We start from the raw sequence: 26030 nt of genomic DNA, 5'->3' as shown, positions 1-26030 counted from the left end.
GGTCCTTCAGTCCTCGGAGGCGTTGTTGTAGGCCAGGTCGATCAAGCCGTCGATGTCGAGGTCGTCGATCGACTCCTCGGTGACGGTCTCCTCGATGTCGTCCTGGCTGTCCTGCCCGTTCGTCAGCTTCATCAATGCGTCCAGCAGCCCCGCCTCCCGCAGGCGGGCGAGCGGGATCGTCCGCAGCGCGTCGCGAATGCTGTTCTCCGACAGCTCCGTCGCCGGTTCCGCCGCCGGATGGCCACCCAGCTCGCCGAGCAGATGGTCGGCCACCGCCCGCGGTGACGGATAGTCGAACACGGCGGTCGCGGGCAACCGCAGGCCCGTCGCCGCCACGAGGGCGTTGCGGAACTCCACGGCGGAGATCGAATCGAAGCCCAGCTCGCTGAAGGCCCGATCCGCGGCGATGGCGTTCGCGTTGCCGTGCCCCAGAATCGTTGCGACCTGACCACGCACGAGCTCCACCAGCACGTCGAGGCGTTCACCCTCGGGCGTGCTCGCCAACCGCGCCCGCAGCGCCGCCGACGCCCCCGAGGCCGCCTTCCGGCGCTGCGGGACCAGCCCTGACAGCAGCGCAGGCACCGCGGAACCCGCGCCGCGCAGGGCGTCGAGATCCAGGCGGGCCAGGACGGGAGCCGCCACGGCCAGCTCGGTCGCGGCGTCGAACAGCGTCAGTCCCTGCTCGGCCGACAGCGGCAGCATGCCCGAGCGCGACATCCGGCGCCGCTCGGTGGCACCGAGCTCCGCCGCCATCCCGCTGTCCATGTTCCACAGACCCCAGGCCAGCGACGTGCCGGGCAGTCCGGCCGCCCTGCGGTGCGCAGCGAGCGCGTCCAGACAGGCGTTGGCCGCGGCGTAGTTGCCCTGGCCCGCGTTGCCGAAAACGCCTGCCGCCGAGCTGAACACGACGAACGCGCGCAGCGGCAGCGCGGCGGTCAGCTCGTGCAGGTGCAGCGCCGCGTCGACCTTGGGCCCGAACACCGTGTCCACGCGGGCCGGAGTGAGCGACGCGACGGCGCCGTCGTCGAGTACGCCGGCGAGGTGGAACACGCCGCTCAGCGGATGCTCGGCGGGCACGCCGGCCAGCACCGCGGCCAGCGCGGCACGGTCGGCGACATCGCACGCGACGACCTCGACCTCGGCGCCGAGCTGCCGCAGTTCGTCCCGCAGCTCGGTCGCGCCGGGCGCGGACGCGCCGCGCCTGCTGAGCAGCAGCAGGCGCCGGACACCGCGCGCGGTCACCAGGTGCCGGGCGAACAGCCCACCGAGATAGCCGCCGGCTCCGGTGAGCACGACGGTCTCGTCCGGCTCGAACGCACCGGGCGCCTGTGCGTCCGACGCCGCGACCCTGGCGAGCCGCGCGACATGGACGCGTCCGGCGCGGACGGCCACCTGGGGCTCTTCGGCGGCCAGAATCCCGCCGAGCACACCGTCGAGGCCGGAGTCGGTGTCGACCAGGACGATCCGGCCGGGATGCTCCGACTGCGCGGACCGCACCAGGCCGCCGACCGCGGCCCCGGCCAGATTCGACACCTGCTCGCCCGCGACCGATACCGCGCCGGTGGTCGCGACCACGAGCACGGACTCGCCGAACCGGGGTTCGGCGATCCAGGCCTGCAGCACCGCGAGCACCGCATGGGTGGCGGCACGCACGGTGGCGGGGTCGTTGCCCGCCGGGCAGTCAAGGACCACCACCGGCGGTACCTGTTCCGCCGCCCCGATATCCGACCAGGCGGCGGCGTCGATCTCGTTCTCGGACACCGTGATCGGTGCCCAGTCGACGTCGAAGACCGCCGTGCGGGCGAGGGGCGCCCCCGCGGTGAGCTGTGCGGGATCGATCGGCCGCGACGCCAGGTGCCGCACCGTCGCCACCGGGGCGCCGGTTGAGTCCGCCAGGTCCAGGGCGACTCCACGCTCGCCGATTCGGGTCAGGCGGACCCGCAGCGCGTCGGCGCCCGCAGCGTGCACGGTGACGCCGGACCACTCGAACGGCAGGACCAGATCGCCGTCCGCCGACGCGGATCCGTCGGCGAAACGCAAGGCGTGCAGTGCCGCGTCGAGCAACGCGGGATGGAGACCGAACCGGTCCGCCTCCGCGCGCGCCGTCTCCGGCAACGCGACCTCGGCGTACAGCCCGTCGCTGCCCCGCCAGACCGCGCGCAGGGCCCGGAAGACCGGGCCGTAGTGATATCCCTGCTCGCCGAGCGTGTCGTAGACCCCGTCGATCTCCACCGGCACCGCGTCGGCGGGCGGCCAGGCCACCAGATCGACCGCGGTGCTGTCACTGTCGGGCGCGAGCGCGCCCTCGGCATGCACGGTCCACGGCGTGTCGACGGCGTCGTCGGTGCGGGAGAAGATCCGCACCCGGCGACGACCGGCCGCGTCCTCGGCGTCGACCACGACGCGCACGGCCGCACCGGCCGAGTCCGGCAGCACTAGCGGCGCCCGCAGGACCAGTTCCTCCAGCACCGGGCAGCCGAGCTGTTCGCCCGCATGCATGGCGAGTTCGACCAGTCCGGTGCCGGGGACCAGCACGGTGTCCATGACCGCGTGGTCGGCCAGCCAGGGCTGGGTCCGGACCGACAGCCGCCCGCTGAGTGCGGTCGTGTCGGATTCCGGCTGCGAGGCCACGGCCGACACCAGGGGGTGCCCGGTGGCGGCGAATCCCATCGACCTGGCGTCGCCACCGGCGGCGGCCCCGGGGGTCAGCCAGTAGCGCTGCCGCTGGAAGGCGTAGGTCGGCAGGTCGACCCGCCGAGCCCCGGTCCCGGCGAAGAGGTGGGCCCAGTCGACGTCGGCGCCGGTGACGAACAATTCGGCCGTCGCGGCGACCACGGCGGCGGCATCCGCCCTGCCCCGGCGCGCCAGCGCCACCACCGACGGCACCGCGGCCACCGTCAGCTCCTCGACGATCTGGTTGATCATCGGGAACAGCGCGGCGTCCGGCCCGACTTCGGCGAACCGGGACACGCCCAGCTCCGTCATCGTGGCGACGGCGTCGGCAAACCGGACCGTGTCGCGAACCTGCCCGACCCAGTACGCGGGATCGCTCATCTCCTCGGCGATCCGGGCACCGGTCACCGTCGACACCAACGCGATCGTGGGCTGCCCGAAGGTCAATCCCTCAATCGCCGAAGCGAACTCGGCCAGCATCGGCTCCATCAACGCCGAATGGAAGGCATGCGACACCCGCAAACGGTGTGTGCGCCAGCCACGTTCGGCGCACAGCTCCGCCATCCCGAGGATCTCGTCCGCGCCGCCGGACAGCACGACCGACGCCGGTCCGTTGACCGCCGCGATCGAGATCGCGCCGGACAGCACCGCCGTCACGTCGGCCTCGGCGGCGCCCACGGCGAGCATCGCGCCGCCGGCGGGCAATGCCTGCATCAGCCTGCCGCGCGCGGCCACCAGGACGCAGGCGTCCTCGAGCGTCATCACCCCGGCCACGTGCGCGGCCGCGATCTCACCGATCGAATGACCGGCGACGACATCCGCACGCACACCCCAGGATTCGAGCAACCGGAACAGGGCCACTTCGAAGGCGAACAAGCCCGCCTGGGTGAAGACCGTCCGGTCGATCAGCTCGTCGCTCACCAACGCAGCGTCGAGCGAATCAGGCTGTCCCAGCAGCGGATCGAGCCGCGCGACGATCGCGTCGAAGTGTTCGGCGAACACCGGGTAGGCCGTGCGCAGCACGACGGCCATCCCGGCCCACTGCGCGCCCTGACCGGAGAACACCACACCCGTCGAACCCGGCACCACGCGGCCGGACACGACGCCCGGCAGCGCTTCGCCCCGGCTCAGCGCCCGGGTCCCGGCCGTCAGCGCGTCCGGTTCGGTCCCGAGCACCACGGCGCGGCGATCGAACAGCATCCTCGAATCGACCAGGGAGAAGCCGACATCGATCGGATCGTCCCGGTGGTCGGCCACCCGCGCGGCCAGCCGGGCGGCCTGCTCGGCGAGCGCGTCGGCACCGCGGGCCGAGAGCACCCACGGGAGGACGCCGCCCGCCGGAACGGTTCGGTGCTCGGCGACGGGGTCCGCCGCGGGTGCCTGTTCGAGGATGAGGTGCGCGTTGGTGCCGCTGAGCCCGAACGAGGACACCGCCGCGCGACGCGGCCGATCCACCTCCGGCCACGACACCGGTTCGGTCAGCAGGCGGACCTGTCCCTCGGACCAGTCCACCTTCGTGGACGGCTGATCCACGTGCAGGGTCCGCGGCAGCTCGCCGTGCCGCATGGCCATGACCATCTTGATCACGCCACCGACACCGGCGGCGGCCTGCGCGTGCCCGATATTGGACTTCAGCGAGCCCAGCCACAGCGGCCGCGCGGCATCGCGATCCCGGCCGTAGGTGGCCATCAGCGCCTGTGCCTCAATCGGGTCGCCCAGCGTCGTGCCGGTGCCGTGGGCCTCGACCGCGTCGACCTCGCCTGCGGGCACACCGGCGTTCGCGAGCGCCTGCCGGATCACCCGCTGCTGCGAGGGACCGTTCGGCGCGGCGAAACCGTTCGACGCGCCGTCCTGGTTCACCGCGGAGCCCGCGAGCACCGCGAGCACCCGGTGACCGTTGCGCCGGGCATCGGACAACCGCTCGAGCACCAGCACACCCGCGCCCTCCGCCCAGGCGACACCGTCGGCCGCGTCGGCGAAGGACTTGCAGCGACCGTCGGGCGACAATCCGCGCTGGCGGCTGAACTCGAGGAACATGTCCGGCGCGGACATCACGGCCACACCGCCGGCCAGCGCCAGATCGCACTCCCCCGTCCGCAGCGACTGCGCGGCCAGATGCAGGGCCACCAGCGACGACGAGCAGGCCGTATCCACCGATACCGCAGGACCTTCCAGGCCCAGCGTGTAGGCGATGCGGCCGGAGACCAGGCTGCCGCCCGCGTTGTTGCCGGTCCCGGCGCCCTGGGCGTAGTCGTGGTACATCACGCCGGTGAACACGCCGGTCGAGCTGCCCCGCAGCGCTCCCGGATCGACACCGGCCCGCTCCAGCGCCTCCCAGGAGACCTCGAGCAGCACCCGCTGCTGCGGGTCCATCTGCAGGGCTTCGTTGGGGCTGATCCCGAAGAAGTCCGCGTCGAATTCGGCGGCGGAGTAGAGGAATCCGCCGTGGCGGGTGTAGGTCTTGCCCGCCTTGCCCGGCTCGGGATCGTAGATGCCCTCGAGGTCCCAGCCCCGATCGTCCGGCAGCGCGCCGGTGGTCTCCCCACCGGCGGCGACCAGCCGCCACAGATCCTCCGGCGAGGCGATGCCGCCCGGGTAGCGGCACCCCATCGCCACCACGGCGATCCGGTCGTCGCCGACCGCCGTCCCCGTGGTGACGCCCACGTCCCGGCTGGTGCCGGTGAGCTCGGCGTCGATGTGGTCGGCGACGAGTTTCGGGTTGGGGAAGTCGAAGATCAGCGTGGCGGGCAGGTGCAGCCCGGTCGCGGTGTTGAGCCTGTTGCGGAAGTCGATGGCGCCCAACGAGTCGAACCCGAGTTGCTGGAACGCCTGCTGGGGTTCGACGGCGGCACCGGAGCCGTGCCCGAGCACGTCGGCGGCGGTGTCGCGGACGAGTTCGAGCAGGGCGGCGCCCCGTTCGGCGCCGGACAGGCCGGCGAGCCGCTGGGCGAACGCCTGCCCGGCCGCGGTCCGGGTCGCCCGGCGCGCGGGAACGGGCGCGATCGCCCGCAGCAGGGCGGGGATCTGCTCGCCCCGGGTGCGCAGGACCGCCGCGTCGACCCGCAGCGCCACGGTCTGGGCCGTCTCGCCGGCGATCGCCGCGTCGAACAGCGCCAGGCCCTCGGCCTCGGTCAGCGGCGGGAACCCGAGCCGGGCCATCCGCTCGAAGTCGTCGTCGGACAGCTCGGCGCCGAGGCCGCTGGCACGCGCCCACAGACCGTAGTCGATCGCGGTGGCGGGCAGCCCGAGTGCGCGGCGCCGGGTCGCGAGGGCGTCGAGGAAGACGTTCGCGGCCGCGTAGTTGCCCTGACCGGCGGCCAGGACCAGCCCGCCCGCGGAGGACACCAGGACGAACAGCGAGAGCGCGGTGTCGTGGGTGAGCTCGTGCAGATGCCACGCGGCATCGGCCTTGGGCCCGAACACCTTTCCGATCCGGTCAGGGGTCATGGCCTCGATCACGCCGTTGTCCGCGACGCCGGCCGCGTGCACGACACCGACCAGCGGCTGTTCGGCCGCGATGCCGTCCAGCAGGGTGGCCAGCGCGCCGCGATCCGCCACGTCGCAGGCGGCGATCTCTACGCGTGCGCCGAGTGCGACGAGTTCGTCGCGCAGGGCGGGAGCGCCGGGCGCGTCCAGGCCACGTCGCGACGTCAGGAGCAGGTGTCGCACACCGTGTTCGGTCACCAGGTGCCGGGCGATCACCGCGCCCAGCCCGCCGGTGCCGCCGGTCACCAGCACGGTGCCCGGTGGGAGCGGCGGAGTGGTCGCGGCGGGAACGTGGCGGTCCAGGCGCGGTACGGAGACCGTCCGGGCACGCAGTGCCGCTTCGGGTTCCGCGGCGGCGGCCGCGGTCGCGACGGTGATCGGATCGTGTGCGCCGTCGAGGTCGAGGAGCTGGAACCGACCTGGGTGTTCCGCCTGGGCGGCGCGCACCAGGCCCCAGACGGGCGCGTGGTCGAGCCGCACCGAATCGGCCTCGGTGACGGCCACGCCGTGGTCGGTCGTCACGACCAGACGCGAACTGGCGAAACGGGTTTCGGCCAGCCAGTCCTGGATCGTGGCCAGGACCCGGGTCAGCACGTCGTGGGCCGCGCGCGGCGGCGCGGCGGCGTCGTCGATCGGGATCGCGAGCAGCACGATCTCGGGGACGACCGCGTCCGGGTTCGCGTCCAGATCGGCGACCAGGGCCGCGAGGTCGCCGTAGTCGCGGACGGCACCGGTGTCTCCGCTCCAGCGCAGCGTCGCCAGGCGGTCGGGTGCCACGCTCGTGGCGGGCCCGGCCACGGGGTTCCAGGACAGCCGGAACAGGGATTCCGGGCCGTGGTCGATGCCGAGGCGATCGGCCGAGACGGGTCGGGACACCAGTGCACCGACCGACAGCACCGGGCGCCCTTCGCCATCGGCGAGTTGCACCGCGAACCTGGTGCCGTCGACCACGATCCGCACTCGCACCGCGCTCACGCCCTGGGCGTGCGACACCACGCGGTTCCAGGTGAACGGCAGTGCCGGGAAGTCACCGACACCGTCGCGGAGCCCGTGCAGGATTCCCACGTGCAGGGCGGCGTCGAGCAGCGCCGGATGGACGCCGAAGCCGGCGCCGTCGCGGGGATCCGGTAGCGCGACCTCGGCGAACAGTTCGTCGCCGCGTCGCCAGGCCGCCTGCAGCCCCTGGAAGAAGGGGCCGTAGCCGTAGCCGAGATCGAACATTTCGTCGTAGGCGCCCGCGAGGGACGTCGGCTCGGCGTCCGTCGGCGGCCACACGGCCAGATCGAAATCTGGGGTCGTATCACCCTGGGCGAGAACACCTTCGGCGTGCACCGCCCACGGGCCCTCCTCGGTCTGCCGCGAGTGCACGGTCACCCGGCGGCGTCCCGCCTCCTCGGCGGCGACCACGACCTGTACCGCCACGCTGCCTTCGGCGGGCATCGTCAACGGGGTCTGCAGGACGAGTTCGTCCACCACCTCGTAGCCGAGGACCCCACCGACGTAGCTCGCCAGCTCGACGAAGCCGGTGCCCGGCAGCAGCACCACGCCGAGCACACTGTGGTCGGCCAGCCAGGGCATCGAGTCGAGCGACCACCGCCCGGTGAAGATCACCTCACCCGAGGCCGGATGCGACACCATCGCACCGAGCAGCGGATGTTCCACCGCCGCCAGCCCTGCCGAGCCGACACCGCCGAGTTCGGCGCCCAGCCACGACTTCGCGAGCACCTGCCGGGGATCGAGCCAGAACCGCTCGTGCTGGAAGGCGTAGGTGGGCAGGTCGACACGCCGGCCACCCGCGCACAGCGCGGACCAGTCCACGTCGGCGCCCGCCACGAACAACCCGGCCACCCCCGCCGACACCGTGCCCGCATCGGCGTGACCGCGGCGCGCCATGGGCACGATCGCCGCGGTGGTGGCCGACTCCGCGGTGTCGGTGATCTGCGCGATCATCGGGGTGAGCACCGCGTCAGGACCCACCTCGGCGAATCTCGACACGCCCAGATCGCTCATCGTGGCTACCGCGTCGGCGAACCGGACCGTGTCGCGAACCTGCCCGACCCAGTACGCCGGATCGGTCATCTCCTCCGTGATCCGGGCACCGGTCACCGTCGACACCAACGCGATCGAGGGCCGCCCGAAGGTCACACCCTCGATCGCCGAAGCGAACTCTGCCAGCATCGGCTCCATCAACGCCGAATGGAAGGCATGCGACACCCGCAAACGGTGTGTCCGCCAGCCCCGTTCGGCGCACCGGTCGGCGAGGGCGTTGACCGCGTCGTCGACGCCGGACAGCACGACCGACGACGGACCGTTCACGGCCGCGATCGACACCCCGTCGACTCCGGCCAGCAACGGCAGGACATCGACCTCGGACGCGCCGATCGCGACCATCGCGCCACCCGCGGGCAACGCCTGCATCAACCGGCCACGCGCGGCCACCAGCACGCAGGCATCGGCGAGCGACAGCACACCGGCCACATGCGCGGCAGCGACCTCACCGATCGAATGGCCGGCAACGACATCCGCACGCACATTCCACGATTCGAGCAACCGGAACAGGGCGACCTCGAACGCGAACAACCCCGCCTGCGCGAACACCGTCCGATCGACAAGATCACCGTCCGCCAAGGCGGCAGTCAGCGAAACCGGCTGTCCCAGCAGTGGATCGAGCTCCGCGAGGATCGCGCCGAAATGCTCGGCGAACACCGGGTAGGCCGAGCACAGCTCGACCGCCATCCCGGCCCACTGCGCGCCCTGACCAGAGAACACCACACCCGTCGAACCCGGCACCACCCGGCCGGACACCACCTCGGGAGCGTTCTCGCCACCGCTCAGCGCCCGCATTCCCGCGAGCAGCCCGCCACGGTCCTCGGCCAGGACGACGGCTCGATGGTCGAACACCGCGCGCGTGGACGCCAGGGAGAAGCCGACGTCCACCCGATCCAGGTCCCGCTCGGCGACATACGATGCCAGGCGCTCGGCCTGCGCCGCCAGCGCCTGGCCGTTGCGCGCAGAGATCACCCAGGGCAGCAGGTCGCCCGCGGGCACGGTGCCCGCCGGTTCCGGCGAAACCGTCTGCGCCTGTTCGATGATGACGTGCGCGTTCGTGCCACTGATCCCGAACGAGGACACACCGGCACGCCGCGGCCGATCCACCTCCGGCCACGCCACCGGCTCGGTCAGCAGCCGCACATGCCCCTGCGACCAATCAACCTTGGAACTGGGCGTCTCGACATGCAGCGTCCGGGGCAGCACGCCGTGCCGCATCGCCATGACCATCTTGATCACGCCACCGACACCGGCCGCCGCCTGCGCGTGACCGATATTCGACTTCAGCGATCCCAGCCACAGCGGCCGATCCACGTCACGTCCCTGCCCGTAGGTGGCCAGGACGGCTTGGGCCTCGATCGGATCACCCAGCGTCGTGCCGGTGCCGTGGGCTTCCACCACATCCACCTCGGTCGGGGCGACCCCCGCACGGGCCAGCGCCTCTCCGATCACTCGCGCCTGCGCGGGACCGTTCGGCGCGGTCAGGCCGTTCGACGCGCCGTCCTGGTTCACCGCGGACCCGGTCAGCACCGCGAGCACCTGGTGACCGTTGCGCCGCGCATCGGACAAGCGCTCCAGCACCAGGATGCCGACGCCTTCCGCCCAGCCGACCCCATCGGCGGTGTCGGAGAACGACTTACATCTGCCGTCGGCCGACAGCCCGCGCTGCCTGCTGAACTCCACGAACGTCTCCGGCGTGGCCATGACGGTCACGCCGCCCGCCAGCGCCAGGTCGCATTCGCCGGTCCGCAGCGAGGCCGCGGCCGAATGCATCGCCACCAGCGACGACGAGCACGCCGTGTCCACGGTGACCGAGGGCCCCTCCAACCCGAACACGTACGAGACCCGCCCGGAGGCAATGGATCCCGCGTTCGCGTTGGCCGGATAGTCGTGATACATCATGCCGACCCACACACCGGTCCGGCTGCCCTTCATTGCGCCCGGGTCGACCCCGGCCCGCTCGAAGGCCTCCCATGAAGTTTCCAGCAGCAGGAACTGCTGCGGATCCATCAGCGCGGCCTCGTTCGGGCTGATGTTGAAGAACGAGGGATCGAATTCGCCTGCGGTGTGCAGGAATCCACCCTCGCGGGTGTAGGTGCTGTTCGGCTTCTCCCCGGCTGCGTCGTAGAGGCGCTCGGTGTCCCAGCCGCGGTTCACCGGGAACTGCGACGCCGCGTCCGTGCCCGTCGCGACCAGGTTCCACAGGTCCTCGGGGGATCCGACACCACCCGGGTAACGGCACGCCATGCCCACGATCGCGATGGGTTCGTCGAGGTGCCGGGTCGCCGGCGCCCCGTGCGGGGTCCGCTCCGGCACGCCCGCCGTGCGCGGCTGGTCGGCGAGTTCGCCGACCAGATATTCGGCCAGCGCCCGGGGTGACGGGTAGTCGAACACCACGCTCGCGGGCAGCCGCAGGCCCGTCACGGTCCCCAGCGCGTTGCGGAATTCGACCGCGGAGATCGAATCGAAGCCCAGTTCGATGAAGGCACGGTCGGGGGCGATCGCCTGCGCGGTGCGGTGGCCCAGGGTAGCCGCGACCTGACCGCGCACGGTGTCGACGAGGACACCGAGGCGCTCGCTGTCGGGAGTGGCGGCCAAGCGGGCGCGCAGCTCCGAGCCGCCCGCCGCAGCGGTGCGGCGGCGAGCGGGAGCCAGTGCCGACAGCAGGGCCGTCACCGCCCCGGTGGTGCGGATGCCGTCGAGGTCGAGCCGGGCCAGGACCGTTGCGGCCGCGTCGATTCCGGCGGCGGCGTCGAACAATGCCAGGCCCTGCTCCGCCGTCAGCGGCAGCAGGCCGGACCGGGACATCCGACGGCGCTCGGCGTCACCGAGCTCGGCGCCCATGCCGCCGTCCGCGCCCCACAGGCCCCACGCGAGCGACTGCCCGGGGCGCCCGGAGGCCCGGCGATGCGCTGCCACGGCGTCCAGGCAGGCGTTGGCGGCGGCGTAGTTGCCCTGGCCTGGATTGCCGAATGTGCCTGCCGCCGAGCTGAACAGCACGAACGCCCGCAGCGGCAGCGCGGCGGTCAGTTCGTCCAGATGCAGTGCGGCGTCGACCTTCGGCCGCAGGACCGCGTCCATCCGGTCCGGGGTGAGCGCGGCGATCGCGCCGTCGTCGAGCACACCGGCGGTGTGGAACACCCCCGCGAGCGGACGGTTCGCCGGGACGGCGGCCAGCACGGCGGCGAGCGCGTCGCGGTCGGCGACGTCGCACGCGGCGAACTCGACCTCGGCCCCGAGCAGCCGCAGCTCGTCCCGCAGTTCGGCCGCTCCGGGAGCGGACGCGCCGCGCCTGCTCAGCAGCAGCAGGTGGCGCGCACCGCGGGCGGTCGCCAGATGACGGGCGAACAACCCGCCGAGATAGCCGCTGGCACCGGTGATCAGGACGGTCTCGTCCGGGGCGAAGGACTCGCCGGTGGCCGACGAGGGCGCCGCCCGGACGAGTCGCGCGGCGAAGACCTGACCGCCACGCACCGCCACCTGCGGCTCCTCGGCGGACAGCAGGCCGCCCAGCAGAACATCGATGTCGGAGTCACTGTCCACCAGCACGATTCGGCCGCGACTCTCGGCCTGTGCCGTGCGGACGAGGCCGGCCACGGCGGCGCCCGCGAGATTCGGCACGTCCTCCCCGGCGACCGAGACCGCGCCGCTGGTGCGGACGACCAGGGTCGACTCGTCGAACCGCTCGTCGCCGAGCCACGAGCGCAGCGCCCGCAGCACCTCGTTCGTCGCGCCGCGGACCGTGTCCGGCGTGGTACCCGCCGGACAGTCCAGCACGACCGTCGCGGGCGTCTCGTCGCCCAGATCGGCCCACGCCACCGCGTCGATTCCGGTGCCGGTCACGGTGATCGGTGTCCACTCGACGTGGAACACGGCATTGCGGGCGATGGCGGCGCCTGTGGTGAGCTGCGCGGGATCGATCGGCCGCGACGACAGTTGCCGCACCGTCGCGACCGCGGCACCGGTCGGGTCGGCCAGGTCCACGGCCACAGCTCGGTCACCCAGCCGGGTCAACCGCACCCGCAGCGCCCCGGCGCCCGCCGCGTGCACCGTGACGCCCGACCACTCGAACGGCAGCTCGGGGCCGGTGCCCTCGGCGCGCGGAGAGCCGGCGAGCCGCAGTGCGTGCAGTGCGGCGTCGAGCAGCGCCGGATGCAGGCCGAACGCCTGACCGTCCCGCGGGTCGTCGAGGGCGACCTCGGCGAACACCTCCTCGCCGCGCTGCCATGCCGCGCGCAGCCCCTGGAAGGCAGGACCGTACCCGTATCCGGCGTCGAGCAGCTCGTCGTAGAGACTCTCGACGTTCAGCGCCTGTGCGCCCGCGGGCGGCCACACCGAGAGTTCCACGGCAGGCGCCGCGGCGCTCGGGGCGAGTGTGCCTTCGGCATTCAGCAACCAGGACGGCGCGTCGTCGTCACCGTCGGGAGCGGAGAAGACGCGCACCCCGCGCCGGCCGGTCTCGTCCGCGGGATCGACCACGATGCGCACCGCGGCTCCCCCGGATTCCGGCAGCACCAGCGGGGCGCGCAGCACCAGGTCGTCGAGGGTCGAGCAGCCGAGCCGCTCCCCCGCGTACAGGGCGAGCTCGACGAATCCGGTGCCGGGGAACACGACGGATCCCAGCACCAGGTGGTCGGCCAACCACGGATGCGTCGGGACCGACAGGCGACCGGTCACGATCATCGCCTCGGAGTCCGGTTGCGACACCACCACCGAGACCAGCGGATGCGCGGTCGACACCAGGCCGAGTGCCCGCGCGTCACCGGTGGAACCCGCGGGCATCCAGTAGCGGCGGCGCTGGAAAGCATAGGTGGGCAAGTCGATTCGACGGGCTCCGGTGCCTGCGTACAGGCCCGTCCAGTCGAGGTCGGCGCCGGCGACGAACAACGTCGCCAGGGCGTTCGGCAGTTCGGCGCGGTTCCGGCGCGAGAGCGCGGCCACGGTCGCGGCGGTGCCGCCGGTGTCGAGGGTCTGCGCGATCATCGGGGTCAGGACCGCGTCGGGGCCGATCTCGGCGAACCGGGAGACACCCAGGTCCGCCATCGTGGCGACCGCGTCGGCGAACCGGACGGTGTCGCGGACCTGCCCCACCCAGTAGGCCGGGTCGGCCATCTCCGCCGTGACGCGCGCGCCGGTCACTGTCGACACCAACGGGATTCCCGGCCGCCCGAAGGTCACCCCCTCGATGGCCGAGGCGAATTCGGCAAGCATCGGCTCCATCAACGCCGAATGGAAGGCATGCGAAACACGCAGACGGGTAGTGCGCCACCCCCTTTCGGCGCACTGCGCGGCGACGGCGACGACCTCGGATTCGCGCCCCGAGAGCACCACCGAGGACGGCCCGTTGATCGCCGCGATCGATACCGCGGCGTCCACCAGCAGCGGCAGCACGTCCAGTTCGGCGGCGCCCACGGCGACCATCGCGCCGCCCGCGGGGAGCGCCTGCATCAACCGGCCACGCGCCGCCACCAGCACACACGCGTCCGCCAGCGACAGCACACCGGCCACATGCGCGGCGGCGACCTCACCGATCGAATGACCGGCCACCACATCGGGCCGCAGATTCCACGATTCCAGCAGCCGGAACAGCGCCACCTCGAAGGCGAACAACCCCGCCTGCGCGAACACCGTCCGATCGACAAGATCACCGTCCGCCAAGGCGGCGGCCAGCGAAACCGGTTGTTCCAGAAGCGGATCCAACTCCGCGACGATCGCGTCGAAATGCTCGGCGAACAGCGGATACGTCGCCCCCAACTCCTCGGCCATGCCCGCCCACTGCGCGCCCTGTCCGGAGAAGACGAAACCCGTTGACCCCGCGGCGGCGCGACCGGACAGCACGCCGGCTGCCCGCGTGCCGGTCGCCACCGCCCGGACACCCGCGAGCAGATCGTCCCGGTCCTCGGCGACGACCACGGCGCGGTGCTCGAACACCGCGCGGGTGGACGCCAGGGAGAAGCCGACATCGACCGGATCGTGGTCACCCACCCGCTCCACCAGCCGGGCGGCCTGCGAGGCGAGCGCCTCGGCGCTGCGAGCCGAGATCACCCACGGCCGCGCGGCCGGTCCCGGAACCGGTGCGTCGGCCGTCACCGGCGCGGTGATGGGCGCCTGCTCCACGATGAGGTGGGCGTTGGTGCCGCTGATCCCGAACGAGGACACACCAGCACGCCGCGGCCGATCCACCTCCGGCCACGCCACCGGCTCGGTCAGCAGCCGGACATGACCCGCGGACCAGTCGACCTTGGTGCTGGGACGATCGACGTGCAGGGTGCTGGGCAGCACGCCGTGGCGCATCGCCATGATCATCTTGATCACGCCACCGACACCCGCGGCGGCCTGCGCGTGGCCGATGTTCGACTTCAGCGACCCCAGCCACAGCGGCCGATCCTCGGCACGTCCCTGCCCGTAGGTGGCCAGGACGGCTTGGGCCTCGATCGGATCGCCCAGCGTCGTGCCGGTGCCGTGGGCTTCCACCACGTCCACCTCGGCCGGCGTCACACCGGCGTTGGCGAGCGCCTGCCGGATCACCCGCTGCTGCGAGGGACCGTTCGGCGCGGAGAAACCGTTCGACGCACCGTCCTGGTTCACTGCCGACCCGGCGAGTACGGCGAGCACCTCGTGGCCGTTGCGGCGGGCGTCCGACAACCGTTCCAGCACGAGGACACCGGCGCCTTCGGACCAGCCGACGCCATCGGCGGTGTCGGAGAACGACTTACACCGCCCGTCCGGCGACAGGCCACGCTGCCTGCCGAACTCGAGGAACATGTCCGGGGTGCCCATCACGGCCACACCACCGGCCAGCGCCAGGTCGCATTCGCCGGACCGCAGCGACTGCGCGGCGAGATGCAGGGCCACCAGCGAGGACGAGCACGCGGTGTCCACGGTGACCGACGGCCCTTCCAGGCCGAACACGTAGGACACCCGGCCCGACACCAGGCTGCCCGCGGCGCCGCTGCCGGAGCCGGTGCGCTGGGCGTAGTCGTGGTACATCAGACCGGTGAAGACACCGGTCGCGCTGCCGCGCAGCACCGCCGGATCGACACCGGCCCGTTCCAGCGCCTCCCACGAGATCTCCAGCAGCAACCGCTGCTGCGGGTCCATCATGGTGGCTTCGTTGGGGCTGATCCCGAAGAAGTCGGCGTCGAAATCCGCTGCGGTGTAGAGGAATCCGCCCTGCCGGGTGTAGGTCTTGCCCGGCGTGCCCGGCTCCGGATCATAGATGCCGTCCAGATCCCAGCCACGATCCGACGGCATCTCGCCGGTGGCGTCGGTGCCGGAGTGGACCAGGTGCCACAGATCCTCGGGTGAGGCGACGCCGCCGGGGTAGCGGCAGCTCATGGCCACCACCGCGATGGGGTCGTCGCCCGTGCGCACCCGGCCGATCACCGGTTCGTCGGTCACCGCCGCGCCGGTGAGCTGGGACACGAGGTGGTCGGCGACGATCTGCGCGCTCGGGTAGTCGAAGACGAGGGTGGCAGGTAGCTGCAGGCCGGTCGCGGCGTTGAGCTTGTTGCGGAACTCGACCGCGGTCAGTGAGTCGAAGCCGAGTTCCTGGAACGCCTGGGTCGGTTCGACGGCCTCGGCCGACGCGTGCCCGAGGGTCGCGGCGGCCACCGATCGCACGAGATCGAGCAGGGCACGCGCGCGATCGCCCTCGGTCAGGCCCGCCAGCTCGAGCGCGAGGGCCTGACCGCCTGCGGTCCTGGTCTGGCGGCGGGCCGCGACGGGCACCAGCGAGCGGACCAGCGCGGGAATCTGCTCGCCCCGCGTGCGGAGCACCGCCGGATCCACCCGCAGGGCCACCAGCTGCGCGGTGTCGGTCGCGATCGCGGCATCGAACAGGGCCAGGCCGTCCGCCTCGGTCAGTGCCGGGAAGCCCTGGCGGCGCATGCGCTCGAAGTCGTCGTCGGTCAGCTCGACGCCGAGTCCCGAGGATTGCGCCCACAGTCCGTAATCGACTGCCGTCGCGGGCAATCCGAGACCGCGGCGGTGCACGGCGAGGGTGTCGAGGAAGACGTTCGCCGCGGCGTAGTTCGCCTGCCCCGCCGCCAGCACCAGACCGCCCGCGGAGGAGACCAGCACGAACATCGACAGCGGCGCGTCGCTGGTCAGCTCGTGCAGATGCCACGCCGCGTCCACCTTCGGCGCGAACACGTGATCGAGCCGGTCGGCCGTGATCGATTCGATCAGGCCGTTGTCCGAGGTTCCCGCCGCGTGGACGACGCCGGTCAGGGGGTGTTCGGCCGAGATCCCGTCGAGCAGGGCCGCGAGCGCGGACCGATCCGACACATCGCACGCGACGACGGTGACCTCGGCGCCGAGCCCGGTCAGCTCGGTACGCAGCTCGGCGGCCCCGGGAGCATCGGGACCACGCCGCGAGGTCAGCAGCAGGTGGCGGACACCGTGTTCGACGACCAGGTGCCGGGCGATCACCGCGCCGAGTCCACCCGTGCCACCGGTGACGAGCACGGTGCCCGGATCGGTCGACCGGACGTGCGTACCGGGCGCGTGACGACGCAGGCGCGGCACGTACGCGGTGGTGCCCCGGACGGCGGCCTCCGGTTCGGTCCCGGCGGCCGCGGCCGCGGCGCGTGGGTCACCGTGGGCGTCCAGGTCCAGCAGCTGGAACCGGCCCGGGTGTTCGGCCTGGGCTGCACGCAGCAGACCCCACACCGGCGCCTGGGCCAGATCCACCGGCTCTTCGTCGGCGACGGCCACCGCCCCGCGCGTCAGCACCACCAACCGCGAACCGGCGAAACGAGGTTCGGCCAGCCAGCCGCGCAGTGTGTCGAGCACCTCGGCCGCGATCCGGCGGGCCGCCGCGGGCGGCGCGCCCTCGGCGGTGGGGCATTCGAGCAGCACGAGTTCGGGCGGGAGGGCGTCGGGGTTCGCGTCCAGCTCGGCGATCAACGCCGCGAGATCCGCGCCGCGCCCGTCGAGTACCGCGACCCGGTCCGGCGCGGCGTCCGCGGTGGACGGCGCCGCGACGACCCACTCGACGCCGAAGAGGGCGTCCGGCACTCCGCCCGCGCTCAGGCGATCGGCCGAGACCGGGCGGGAGATCAAGGCGCCCACCGACAGGACGGGCCGGCCCTGCGGATCGGCCAGCTGGACCGAGAAGCGGTCGCCGCGCAGCACGATCCGGACGCGGACCGCCGCGGCGCCTGCCGCGTGCAGCACCACGCGATTCCAGCTGAACGGCAGCGCGGGGAATCCGTCGACGCCGCCGCGCAGGCCGTGCACGATCGCGGCGTGCAGGGCCGCGTCGAACAGCGCGGGGTGGATGCCGAAGCCCTCGGCGTCCTGCGGATCCGGGAGCGCCACCTCGGCGAACACCTCGTCGTCGCGCTGCCACGCGGCCCGCAGTCCCTGGAAGGCGGGGCCGTACCCGTAGCCGATGTCGAGCAGTTCCGCGTAGGCGCCGTCGACGTCCAGTGGTCGCGCGCCCGCAGGCGGCCAGGTGGCGAGGTCGAAGTCCGCCGTCTCGGCGGCGGGGGCGAGCACGCCTTCGGCATGGAGGACCCAGGGCTGCTCGGCGTGCCGTCGCGAGTGCACGCTCAGGCGCCGTCGTCCGGCCTCGTCCGGGGCCGCCGCCACGACGTGCACGGCGACATCGCCGTCGGATGTCAGGGTCAGCGGAGTGTGCAGGACGAGTTCGTCGACCATGTCACAGCCGAGCAGGCCACCGACATGTCCGGCCAGTTCCACGAATCCGGTGCCGGGCAGCAACACCGTGCCCAGCACGCTGTGGTCGGCCAGCCAGGCCACCGAATCCAGGGACCACCGGCCGGTGAAGCTCACCGCGCCCGACTCGGGGTGCGGCACGACGGCGCCGAGCAGCGGGTGTTCCGCCGCGTCGAGCCCGACCGCGGAAGCACCGCCCAGTTCCGCGCCGAGCCACGATCGCGCCAGCATCCGCTTGGCGTCGAGCCAGAACCGTTCGTGCTGGAAGGCATAGGTGGGCAACTCGATTCGCCGCGCGCCGGTTCCGGCGTACCAGCCGGACCAGGCCACGTCGGCGCCCGCCACGAACAGCGCGGCCACCGCGCCCGTGACGGTCATCGCGTCCGCGTGGTCGCGCCGGGCCACCGCGACGGCCGTGGCGTCGGGGAGCGTCTGGGCGACCATCGGGGTCAGCACGGCATCCGGTCCGACCTCGGCGAATCGGGTGGAACCCGAGCCTGCCATCGTGGCCAGGGCGTCGGCGAAGCGCACCGTGTCCCGCACCTGACCGACCCAATAGGCGGGGTCGCTCATCTCGTCGACGACGTGCGCGCCGGTGACCGTGGACACCAGCGGAACGGTGGGCCGTCCGAACGTCACATCCTCGATCGCCGAGGCGAATTCGGCGAGCATCGGTTCCATCGACGCCGAATGGAACGCGTGCGACACCCGCAAACGGTGGGTCCGCCAGCCCTTGTCCACGCACCGGTCGACCACCGCGTCGACCGCCTCCTCGACCCCGGACAGCACCACCGAGGCGGGCCCGTTCACCGCCGCGATCGACACACCCTCGGACAGCAGCGGAACAACATCGACCTCGGCAGCACCGACAGCCACCATCGCCCCACCAGCAGGCAACGCCTGCATCAACCGGCCACGCGCCGCCACCAACACACACGCATCCCGCAGCGAGAAGACACCGGCCACATGCGCCGCGGCGACCTCACCGATCGAATGCCCGGCAACGACATCCGCACGCACACCCCAGGACTCGAGCAGACGGAACAGTGCCACCTCGAACGCGAACAACCCCGCCTGCGCGAACACCGTCCGATCGACAAGATCGCCGTCCGCCATGGCGGCGGTCAACGAATCCGACTGCCCCAGCAGCGGATCCAGCTCCGCGACGATCGCGTCGAACGCCTCGGCGAACACCGGATACGCGGCACGCAGTTCACCCGCCATGCCGGCCCACTGCGCACCCTGGCCCGAGAACACGACACCCGTGGAACCCGGCGCCACCCGGCCGGACACCACGCCCGCCGCAGGCTCGCCCGCGGCCAGCGCGCGCACGCCCGCGAGCAGACCATCCTGATCCTCGGCCACCACCACGGCCCGATGCTCGAAGACGCCGCGGGTCGACGCCAGCGAGAACCCGACATCGATCGGATCGCGGTCGACCGCATGCGAAGTCAGCCGCGCGGCCTGCGCGGCCAGCGCCTCGCCGCCGCGTGCCGACAGCACCCACGGCACCACGGGGACGTTCCGGACCTCCGGCGCAGGCGTGACGGCCGGTTCGGGGACCTGCTCGATGATGAGGTGCGCGTTGGTGCCACTGATCCCGAACGAGGAGACTCCCGCCCGCCGCGGCCGATCCACCTCCGGCCACGCCACCGGCTCGGTCAGCAGCCGGACCTGTCCCTCGGACCAATCGATCTTCGTCGACGGCTGATCGATGTGCAGGGTCTTCGGCAGCACGCCGTGGTGCATGGCCATGATCATCTTGATCACGCCACCCACGCCGGCCGCCGCCTGCGCGTGGCCGATATTGGACTTCAGCGACCCCAGCCACAGCGGCCGATCCGCGGCTCGCTCCTGGCCGTAGGTGGCCAGCAGTGCCTGCGCTTCGATCGGATCACCCAGCGTGGTGCCGGTGCCGTGCGCCTCCACCACATCGACGTCGAGGGCCGAGACCCCGGCATTGGCCAGGGCCTGGCGGATGACGCGCCGCTGCGAGGGACCGTTCGGCGCGGTGAGCCCGTTGGACGCGCCGTCCTGATTCACCGCCGAACCCGCGATCACCGCGAGCACGTCGTGGCCGTTGCGGTGCGCGTCGGACAGCCGTTCCAGCACCAGCATGCCCGCGCCCTCGGACCAGGCGACGCCATCGGCCGCGTCGGCGAACGACTTGGACCGGCCGTCCGGCGACAGGCCCCGCTGCCTGCTGAACTCCACGAAGGTCTCCGGTGTGGCCATGACGGTCACGCCACCGGCCAACGCCAGATCGCACTCTCCCGACCGCAACGCCTGGGCCGCCAGGTGCATGCTCACCAGGGACGACGAACACGCCGTGTCCACCGTGACGGAGGGTCCCTCCAGTCCGAGGACGTACGAGATCCGGCCGGAGGCAATGGATCCCGCGTTCGCGTTGGCCGGATAGTCGTGGTACATCATGCCGGCGAAGACGCCGGTCGCGCTGCCGCGCAGGAGCGCGGGATCGATACCCGCCCGCTCGAAGGCCTCCCAGGAGGTCTCCAGCAGCAGGAACTGCTGCGGATCCATCAGCGCGGCCTCGTTCGGGCTGATGTTGAAGAACGCCGGATCGAATTCGCCCGCGGTGTGCAGGAATCCACCGGAACGCGTGTACGTGGTGTACGGGGTCTCGCCGGTCGGGTCGTACAGCCGCTCGGTGTCCCAGCCACGATTCACCGGGAAGTCCGAGGTCGCGTCGGTCCCGCTCAGCACCAGCTGCCACAGGTCCTCGGGCGAGCCGACCCCGCCCGGGTAGCGGCACGCCATGCCCACGATCGCGATCGGTTCGCCGTCGAAGGCTCGCGCGGCGGTGACCGCCACGGCGCGTCCGGCGCCGGTGAGCTCGTCGGTCAGGTGCGCGGCCAGCGCCTGGGGAGTGGGGTAGTCGAAGACGACCGCGGCCGCCAGCGACAGGCCCGTGGCGGTCTTGAGGCGGTTGCGCAGCTCGACCGCGCCCAGCGAATCGAAGCCGAGGTCCTGGAAGGCGCGATCGGGATCGATCGCGGACGCGCCGTCGTGGCCGAGCACGGCCGCGATGTGGGTGCGCACGGTCTCGAGCACCAGCTGCCGTTGCCGACCAGCGTCCAGACCCGAAAGCCGGTGCCGCAGACCTGCTCCCACGACCGCGGCGGCGCGCCGCACCGTGGGCGCCAGCGCGCGCAGCAGCGGGGGCAGTGTCCCTGCTTCGGACCCGGTACGGAGCGCGGCGGCGTCGACGGTGGCGATCACCGCGTGCGTTGCGCGGCGTGCGAACGCGGCGTTCCAGCCTGCCAGGGCCGCCTCGTCCGGCATCGCGGTGAAGCCGGCCCGGCTCATCCGGGCCAGGTCGGCCTCGCCGAGCTGCCCGGCCATTCCACCGGAGCGCGCCCAGGGTCCCCACGCCAGCGACTGGCCCGCGAGTCCGCGGGCGCGCCGATGCGCGATCAGTCCGTCCAGGAAGGCGTTGGCGGCCGCGTAGTTGCCCTGACCTGGACCGCCGACGGTGCCCGAGATCGAGGAGAACACCACGAACGCGGCCAGGTCGAGCTGCGCGGTCGCGCGGTGCAGATGCCACGCGGCGTCGACCTTCGGCGCCAGCACCGCGGCCACCCGCTCGGCGGTCAGGGAGCCGATCAGCCCGTCGTCGAGCACACCGGCGGCATGGATCACCGCGGTCAGGGGCGATTCGGCCGGGATGTCGGCCAGCAGGCCTGCCACCGCGTCGGCGTCGGTGACATCGCACGCCACCACCCGCACCCGTGCGCCCGCCTCCGCCAGCTCGGCGCGCAAGGCCGCGACGCCCTCGGCGCCGGGTCCGCGCCTGCTCACCAGCAGCAGCGACCGCACGCCGTGGTCGGCCACCACGTGCCGGGCCACCACCGCGCCCAGATCGCCCGTGCCACCGGTGATCAGCACCGTTCCGGTCCCGAACGCCGAGTCGGCGGTCGGGGACGCCGCGAGGGTCGCGGGCCGGGTGAGCCGCGCGGTGTGGATGACGCCGTCCCGCAGGACGACCTGGGGTTCGCCCGCGGCCACAATCGCGGCCGCGGCACTGTCGTCGAGGTCGCCATCGGTGTCCACCAGGACGATTCGCCCCGGATCCTCGGACTGCGCCGACCGCACCAGACCCCAGACGGCGGCACCGGCGAGATCGGTGAGGTCCTCCCCCGCCACCGCGACCGCGCCGCGGGTGGCGACCAGCAGCGTGCTCGCCGCGAACCGCTCCTCCGACAGCCACGCCTGGACCACGGTGAGGACGCGGGCAACCTCCGAATGGGTGGTGGCCACCACCTCGGCGCCCGCGGCTTCGGCCCCGGCCTCGAGCACCACCACCGGCGGCACCACGGCCTCCGTGTCCAGCCGGTCCCACCTGACCGGCGCGAAATCCGCTGCGGCAGCATCTGATTCGACCGGCGACCACACGAGTTCCAGCAGCGGATCGCCCACGCCGCTCGCTCCCGCCGCGAGCTGTTCCAGCCGCACCGGCCGCGGCGTCACCGATCCCGACAGGACCGGCTGCCCCTGCTCGTCGGCCGCCCACAGCGACACCGAGGAACCGGTGGTGGTCACGCGAACACGCAGTACGGAGGCCTCGGCGGCGTGCAACGCGACCGACTCCCACGAGAAGGGCAGCACGACGTGACCGGCAGCCATCGCGAACGGCGAATCCGGCTGTCCCACAACACTGTCGACGGCATCGGCCAGCAGGCCTGCTTGCAGCGCACCGTCCAGCAGCGCGGGGTGGACCCCGAATCCTTCGGTGCGCGCGCCACTTCCGGCGTCGACGGCGATCTCGGCGAAGATCTCCGAATCGCGCCGCCACAGCGCCCGCACGCTCCGGAACGCCGGGCCGTACTCGTAGCCCCGTTCCGCCAGCGCCGCGTACGCGGACTCGACGTCGAGATCGGTGGCCGCGGCGGGCGGCCAGGTCTGCGTTTCCGGCGTGACCGAGTCGTCGAGGGTGGTCAGGCGGCCCTGTGCGTGCAGCTGCCACTGGCCGTCGGGGTCGTGCTCGCCGCGCGAGTAGATCGCGATCGGCCGATGCGCCGACTCCGGGCCGCTGACAACCACCTGGATCTGCACGCCCCCCGAGGCGGGCAGCGGCAGCGGCGCGTGCAGCGTCAGGTCATCGATCACCGGGTGGCCGGTTTCGGCGCCGGCCCGCAGGGCCAGCTCGACGAAGCCGGTTCCCGGAAGCAGCACCGATCCGCCGACCACGTGGTCGGCCAGCCACGGCTGCGTCGCCGCCGACAACCGGCCGGTCAGCAGCACGTCGCCGGACTGCGCCTCCGACACCACGGCCCCGAGCAGCGGATGCCCCATCGCGCCAAGCCCCACCGATTCGACACCGGCGGCGCCGAGCGCGGGTTCGAGCCAGAAGCGGCGGCGATCGAAGGCATAGGTCGGCAGTTCCACCCGGGCCGGGCTCGGGTCCGCGAGCACCGCGGCCCAGCGCACCGGCACCGAGCGCACCGACAACCGGGCGAGCGCGGCGAGGATCTCGGCGGATTCGTCCCGCTCGCGACGCTGCATCGCCACGATGGTCGCCGTGTCGGGCAGGCACTCGGCGGCCATCGCCGACAGCACCGCGTCGGGGCCCACCTCCAGGAAGGTGTCCACGCCGTCGGCCCAGGCCGCGGCCACGGCGTCGGCGAACCGCACCGGTCGCCGCACCTGGTCGACCCAGTACCGCGGCGAGCACCACAGGCCGGGATCGGCCACCGCGCCGGTGACGGTCGAGATCACCGGGATGCGGGGCGGATCGAAGCGCAGAGTCGCGACCACCTCGGCGAATCGCGCCAGCATCGGTTCCATCAAGGAGGAGTGGAAGGCGTGGCTGACGCGCAGCCTCGTGACGCGGCGCCCGCGCTCGCGCAGCCGCGCGGCGAGCGCGTCCACGGCCTCCGCACCACCGGAGAGCACCACGGCCGCGGGCCCGTTGACCGCGGCCACATCGACGCCGTCGACGCCGTCGAGCAGCGCGGCGATCTCCTGTTCCCCCGCCTGCACCGCGAGCATCGCGCCGCCGGCGGGCAGGTCCTGCATCAACCGGCCGCGCGCGGCGACCAGCGTGCACGCGTCGGGCAGGCTCAGTACGCCGGCGACGTGCGCGGCGGCGATCTCACCGATGGAGTGTCCGAACACCACCTCCGCGGTGACGCCCCAGGATTCGAGCAGGCGATACAGCGCCACTTCGACCGCGAACAGCGCCGGCTGGGTCAGCCGGGTCTGTTCCAGGTCGGTGCCGGAGCTGATCGCGTCGCGCAGCGAGTGCCCGAGCAGCGGGTCCAGGTGCGCGCAGACCTCGTCGAAAGCCTCGGCGAACGCCGGGAACCGCGCGGACAGCTGCTGACCCATGGCCGTGCGCTGGGAGCCCTGGCCGGCGAACATCACGCCCACGCGCGCCGGGGCGGCGGAGCCGACGGCGACCTCGGAGCTCGGTGCACCGGCGGCCACCGTGGCCAGGCCGCGCAGCAGCTCGGCGCGGTCGGCCCCGACTACCACCGCGCGATGCGGGAACAGCGTGCGCGTCGAGACCAGCGCATGCGCCACCTCGGCTACCGACAGCGCGGGATCGGCGGTGACGAAGTCGTGCAACCGCGCCGCCTGGGCGCGCAGCGAGGCCGCCGACTTCGCCGACACCACCCACGGAACCGCCACAGCGGCACCGTCTTCCGGGGCGTCGAGATCCGCTCCGGGCGCGGGCTCGACCACCGGGGCCTGTTCCAGGACGACATGGGCGTTGGTGCCGCTGATCCCGAACGAGGACACCGCGGCCCGGCGCGGCCGGTCCGCGTCCGCGGGCCACTCCCGCTTACTGGTCAGCAGTTCGATCGCGCCGGAGGACCAGTCCACGCGCGGGGTCGGCTCGTCGACGTGCAGGGTCGGCGGCAGCACCCCGTGCCGCATGGCCATGATCATCTTGATCATGCCGCCGACACCGGCCGCAGCCACCGAGTGACCGATGTTGGACTTCAGCGACCCGAGCCACAGCGGTCGCTTCGGGTCACGGTCGTGACCGTAGGTGGCGAGCAGGGCGTGCGCTTCGATCGGATCGCCCAGCACCGTGCCGGTGCCGTGTGCCTCCACCGCGTCCACGTCGTCGGCCGCGAGCCGCCCGTTGGCCAGCGCGGCGCGGATGACCCGCTGCTGCGCGGGGCCGTTCGGCACGGTGAGGCCGTTCGACGCGCCGTCCTGGTTGATCGCGGTGCCGCGGATCACCGCCCACACCTTGTGTCCGCGCCGCTGCGCGTCGGACAGCCGCTCGAGCACCAGCACGCCCGCGCCCTCGGACCAGCCCGTGCCGTCCGCCGAGGCCGCGAACGACTTGCACCGGCCGTCGGCCGCCAGTCCGCGCTGCCGGGAGAACTCCACGAACATGCCCGGCGAGCCCATGACCGTCACGCCGCCGGCCAGCGCCATCGAGCACTCGCCCGAGCGCAGCGACTGGGCCGCCAGGTGCACCGCCACCAGCGACGACGAGCAGGCGGTGTCCACCGACACCGCCGGGCCCTCCAGGCCGAGCGCGTAGGCCACCCGGCCCGAGACCACGCTGCCGGTCGTGCCGGTCAGCAGGTAGCCGCGCAGATCCACCGGTCCCGCGTGCAGCATGTCCGCGTACTCGCCGTTCGACGCGCCGGCGAAGACACCGGTGTCGGAGCCACGCAGACTCGCCGGGTCGATCCCGGCGCGCTCCAGCGCTTCCCACGCGGTCTCCAGCAGGATCCGCTGCTGCGGATCCATTGCCAGGGCCTCGCGCGGGCTGATCCCGAAGAACTCCGCGTCGAATTCCGCCGCGTCGTAGAGGAATCCGCCCGAGCGGGTGTACGACTTCCCGCGTGCACCCGGGTCCGGGTCGTAGAGCCCGTCCACGTCCCATCCGCGGTTGGTGGGAAACTCACCGATGGCGTCGACGCCGTCCGCCACCAGATTCCACAGATCCTCCGGCGAGGCGACCCCGCCCGGATAACGACACCCCACACCCACCACGGCGATGGGCTCGAATTTCTGATCCTCGACTTCGCGCAGCCGCCTGCGGGTCTGACGCAGATCGACCGTCAGTCGCTTCAGGTAATCCAGGGTCTTGTTGTCGTCGACCATGTAAGTTTCCGCAATCCTTCCGAACTCGAGCCGGGCTCGAGGAATTC

General features: G+C 72.6%; 1 protein-coding gene. It reads right to left on the bottom strand.

The features are described from left to right. Window positions 1-6: 6 nt before the first annotated feature. Complete coding sequence (locus AB0H56_RS23060) at window positions 7-25983, bottom strand: SDR family NAD(P)-dependent oxidoreductase (protein ID WP_357166820.1); 25977 nt, start codon at window positions 25981-25983, stop codon at window positions 7-9. Window positions 25984-26030 lie beyond the last annotated feature (47 nt).

Origin of the sequence: Nocardia sp. NPDC050717 (genome assembly GCF_040654275.1) — a bacterium.
Taxonomy (GTDB): Bacteria; Actinomycetota; Actinomycetes; order Mycobacteriales; family Mycobacteriaceae; genus Nocardia.
The sequence above is the reverse complement of the archived record's forward strand: the minus strand, read 5'-3'. Positions and strand labels throughout refer to the sequence as shown.

What these genes read in the sequence shown, in the direction of transcription:
- AB0H56_RS23060 (WP_357166820.1), bottom strand. Translation starts at nt 25,983, where the DNA reads ATGGTCGACGACAACAAGACCCTGGATTACCTGAAGCGACTGACGGTC.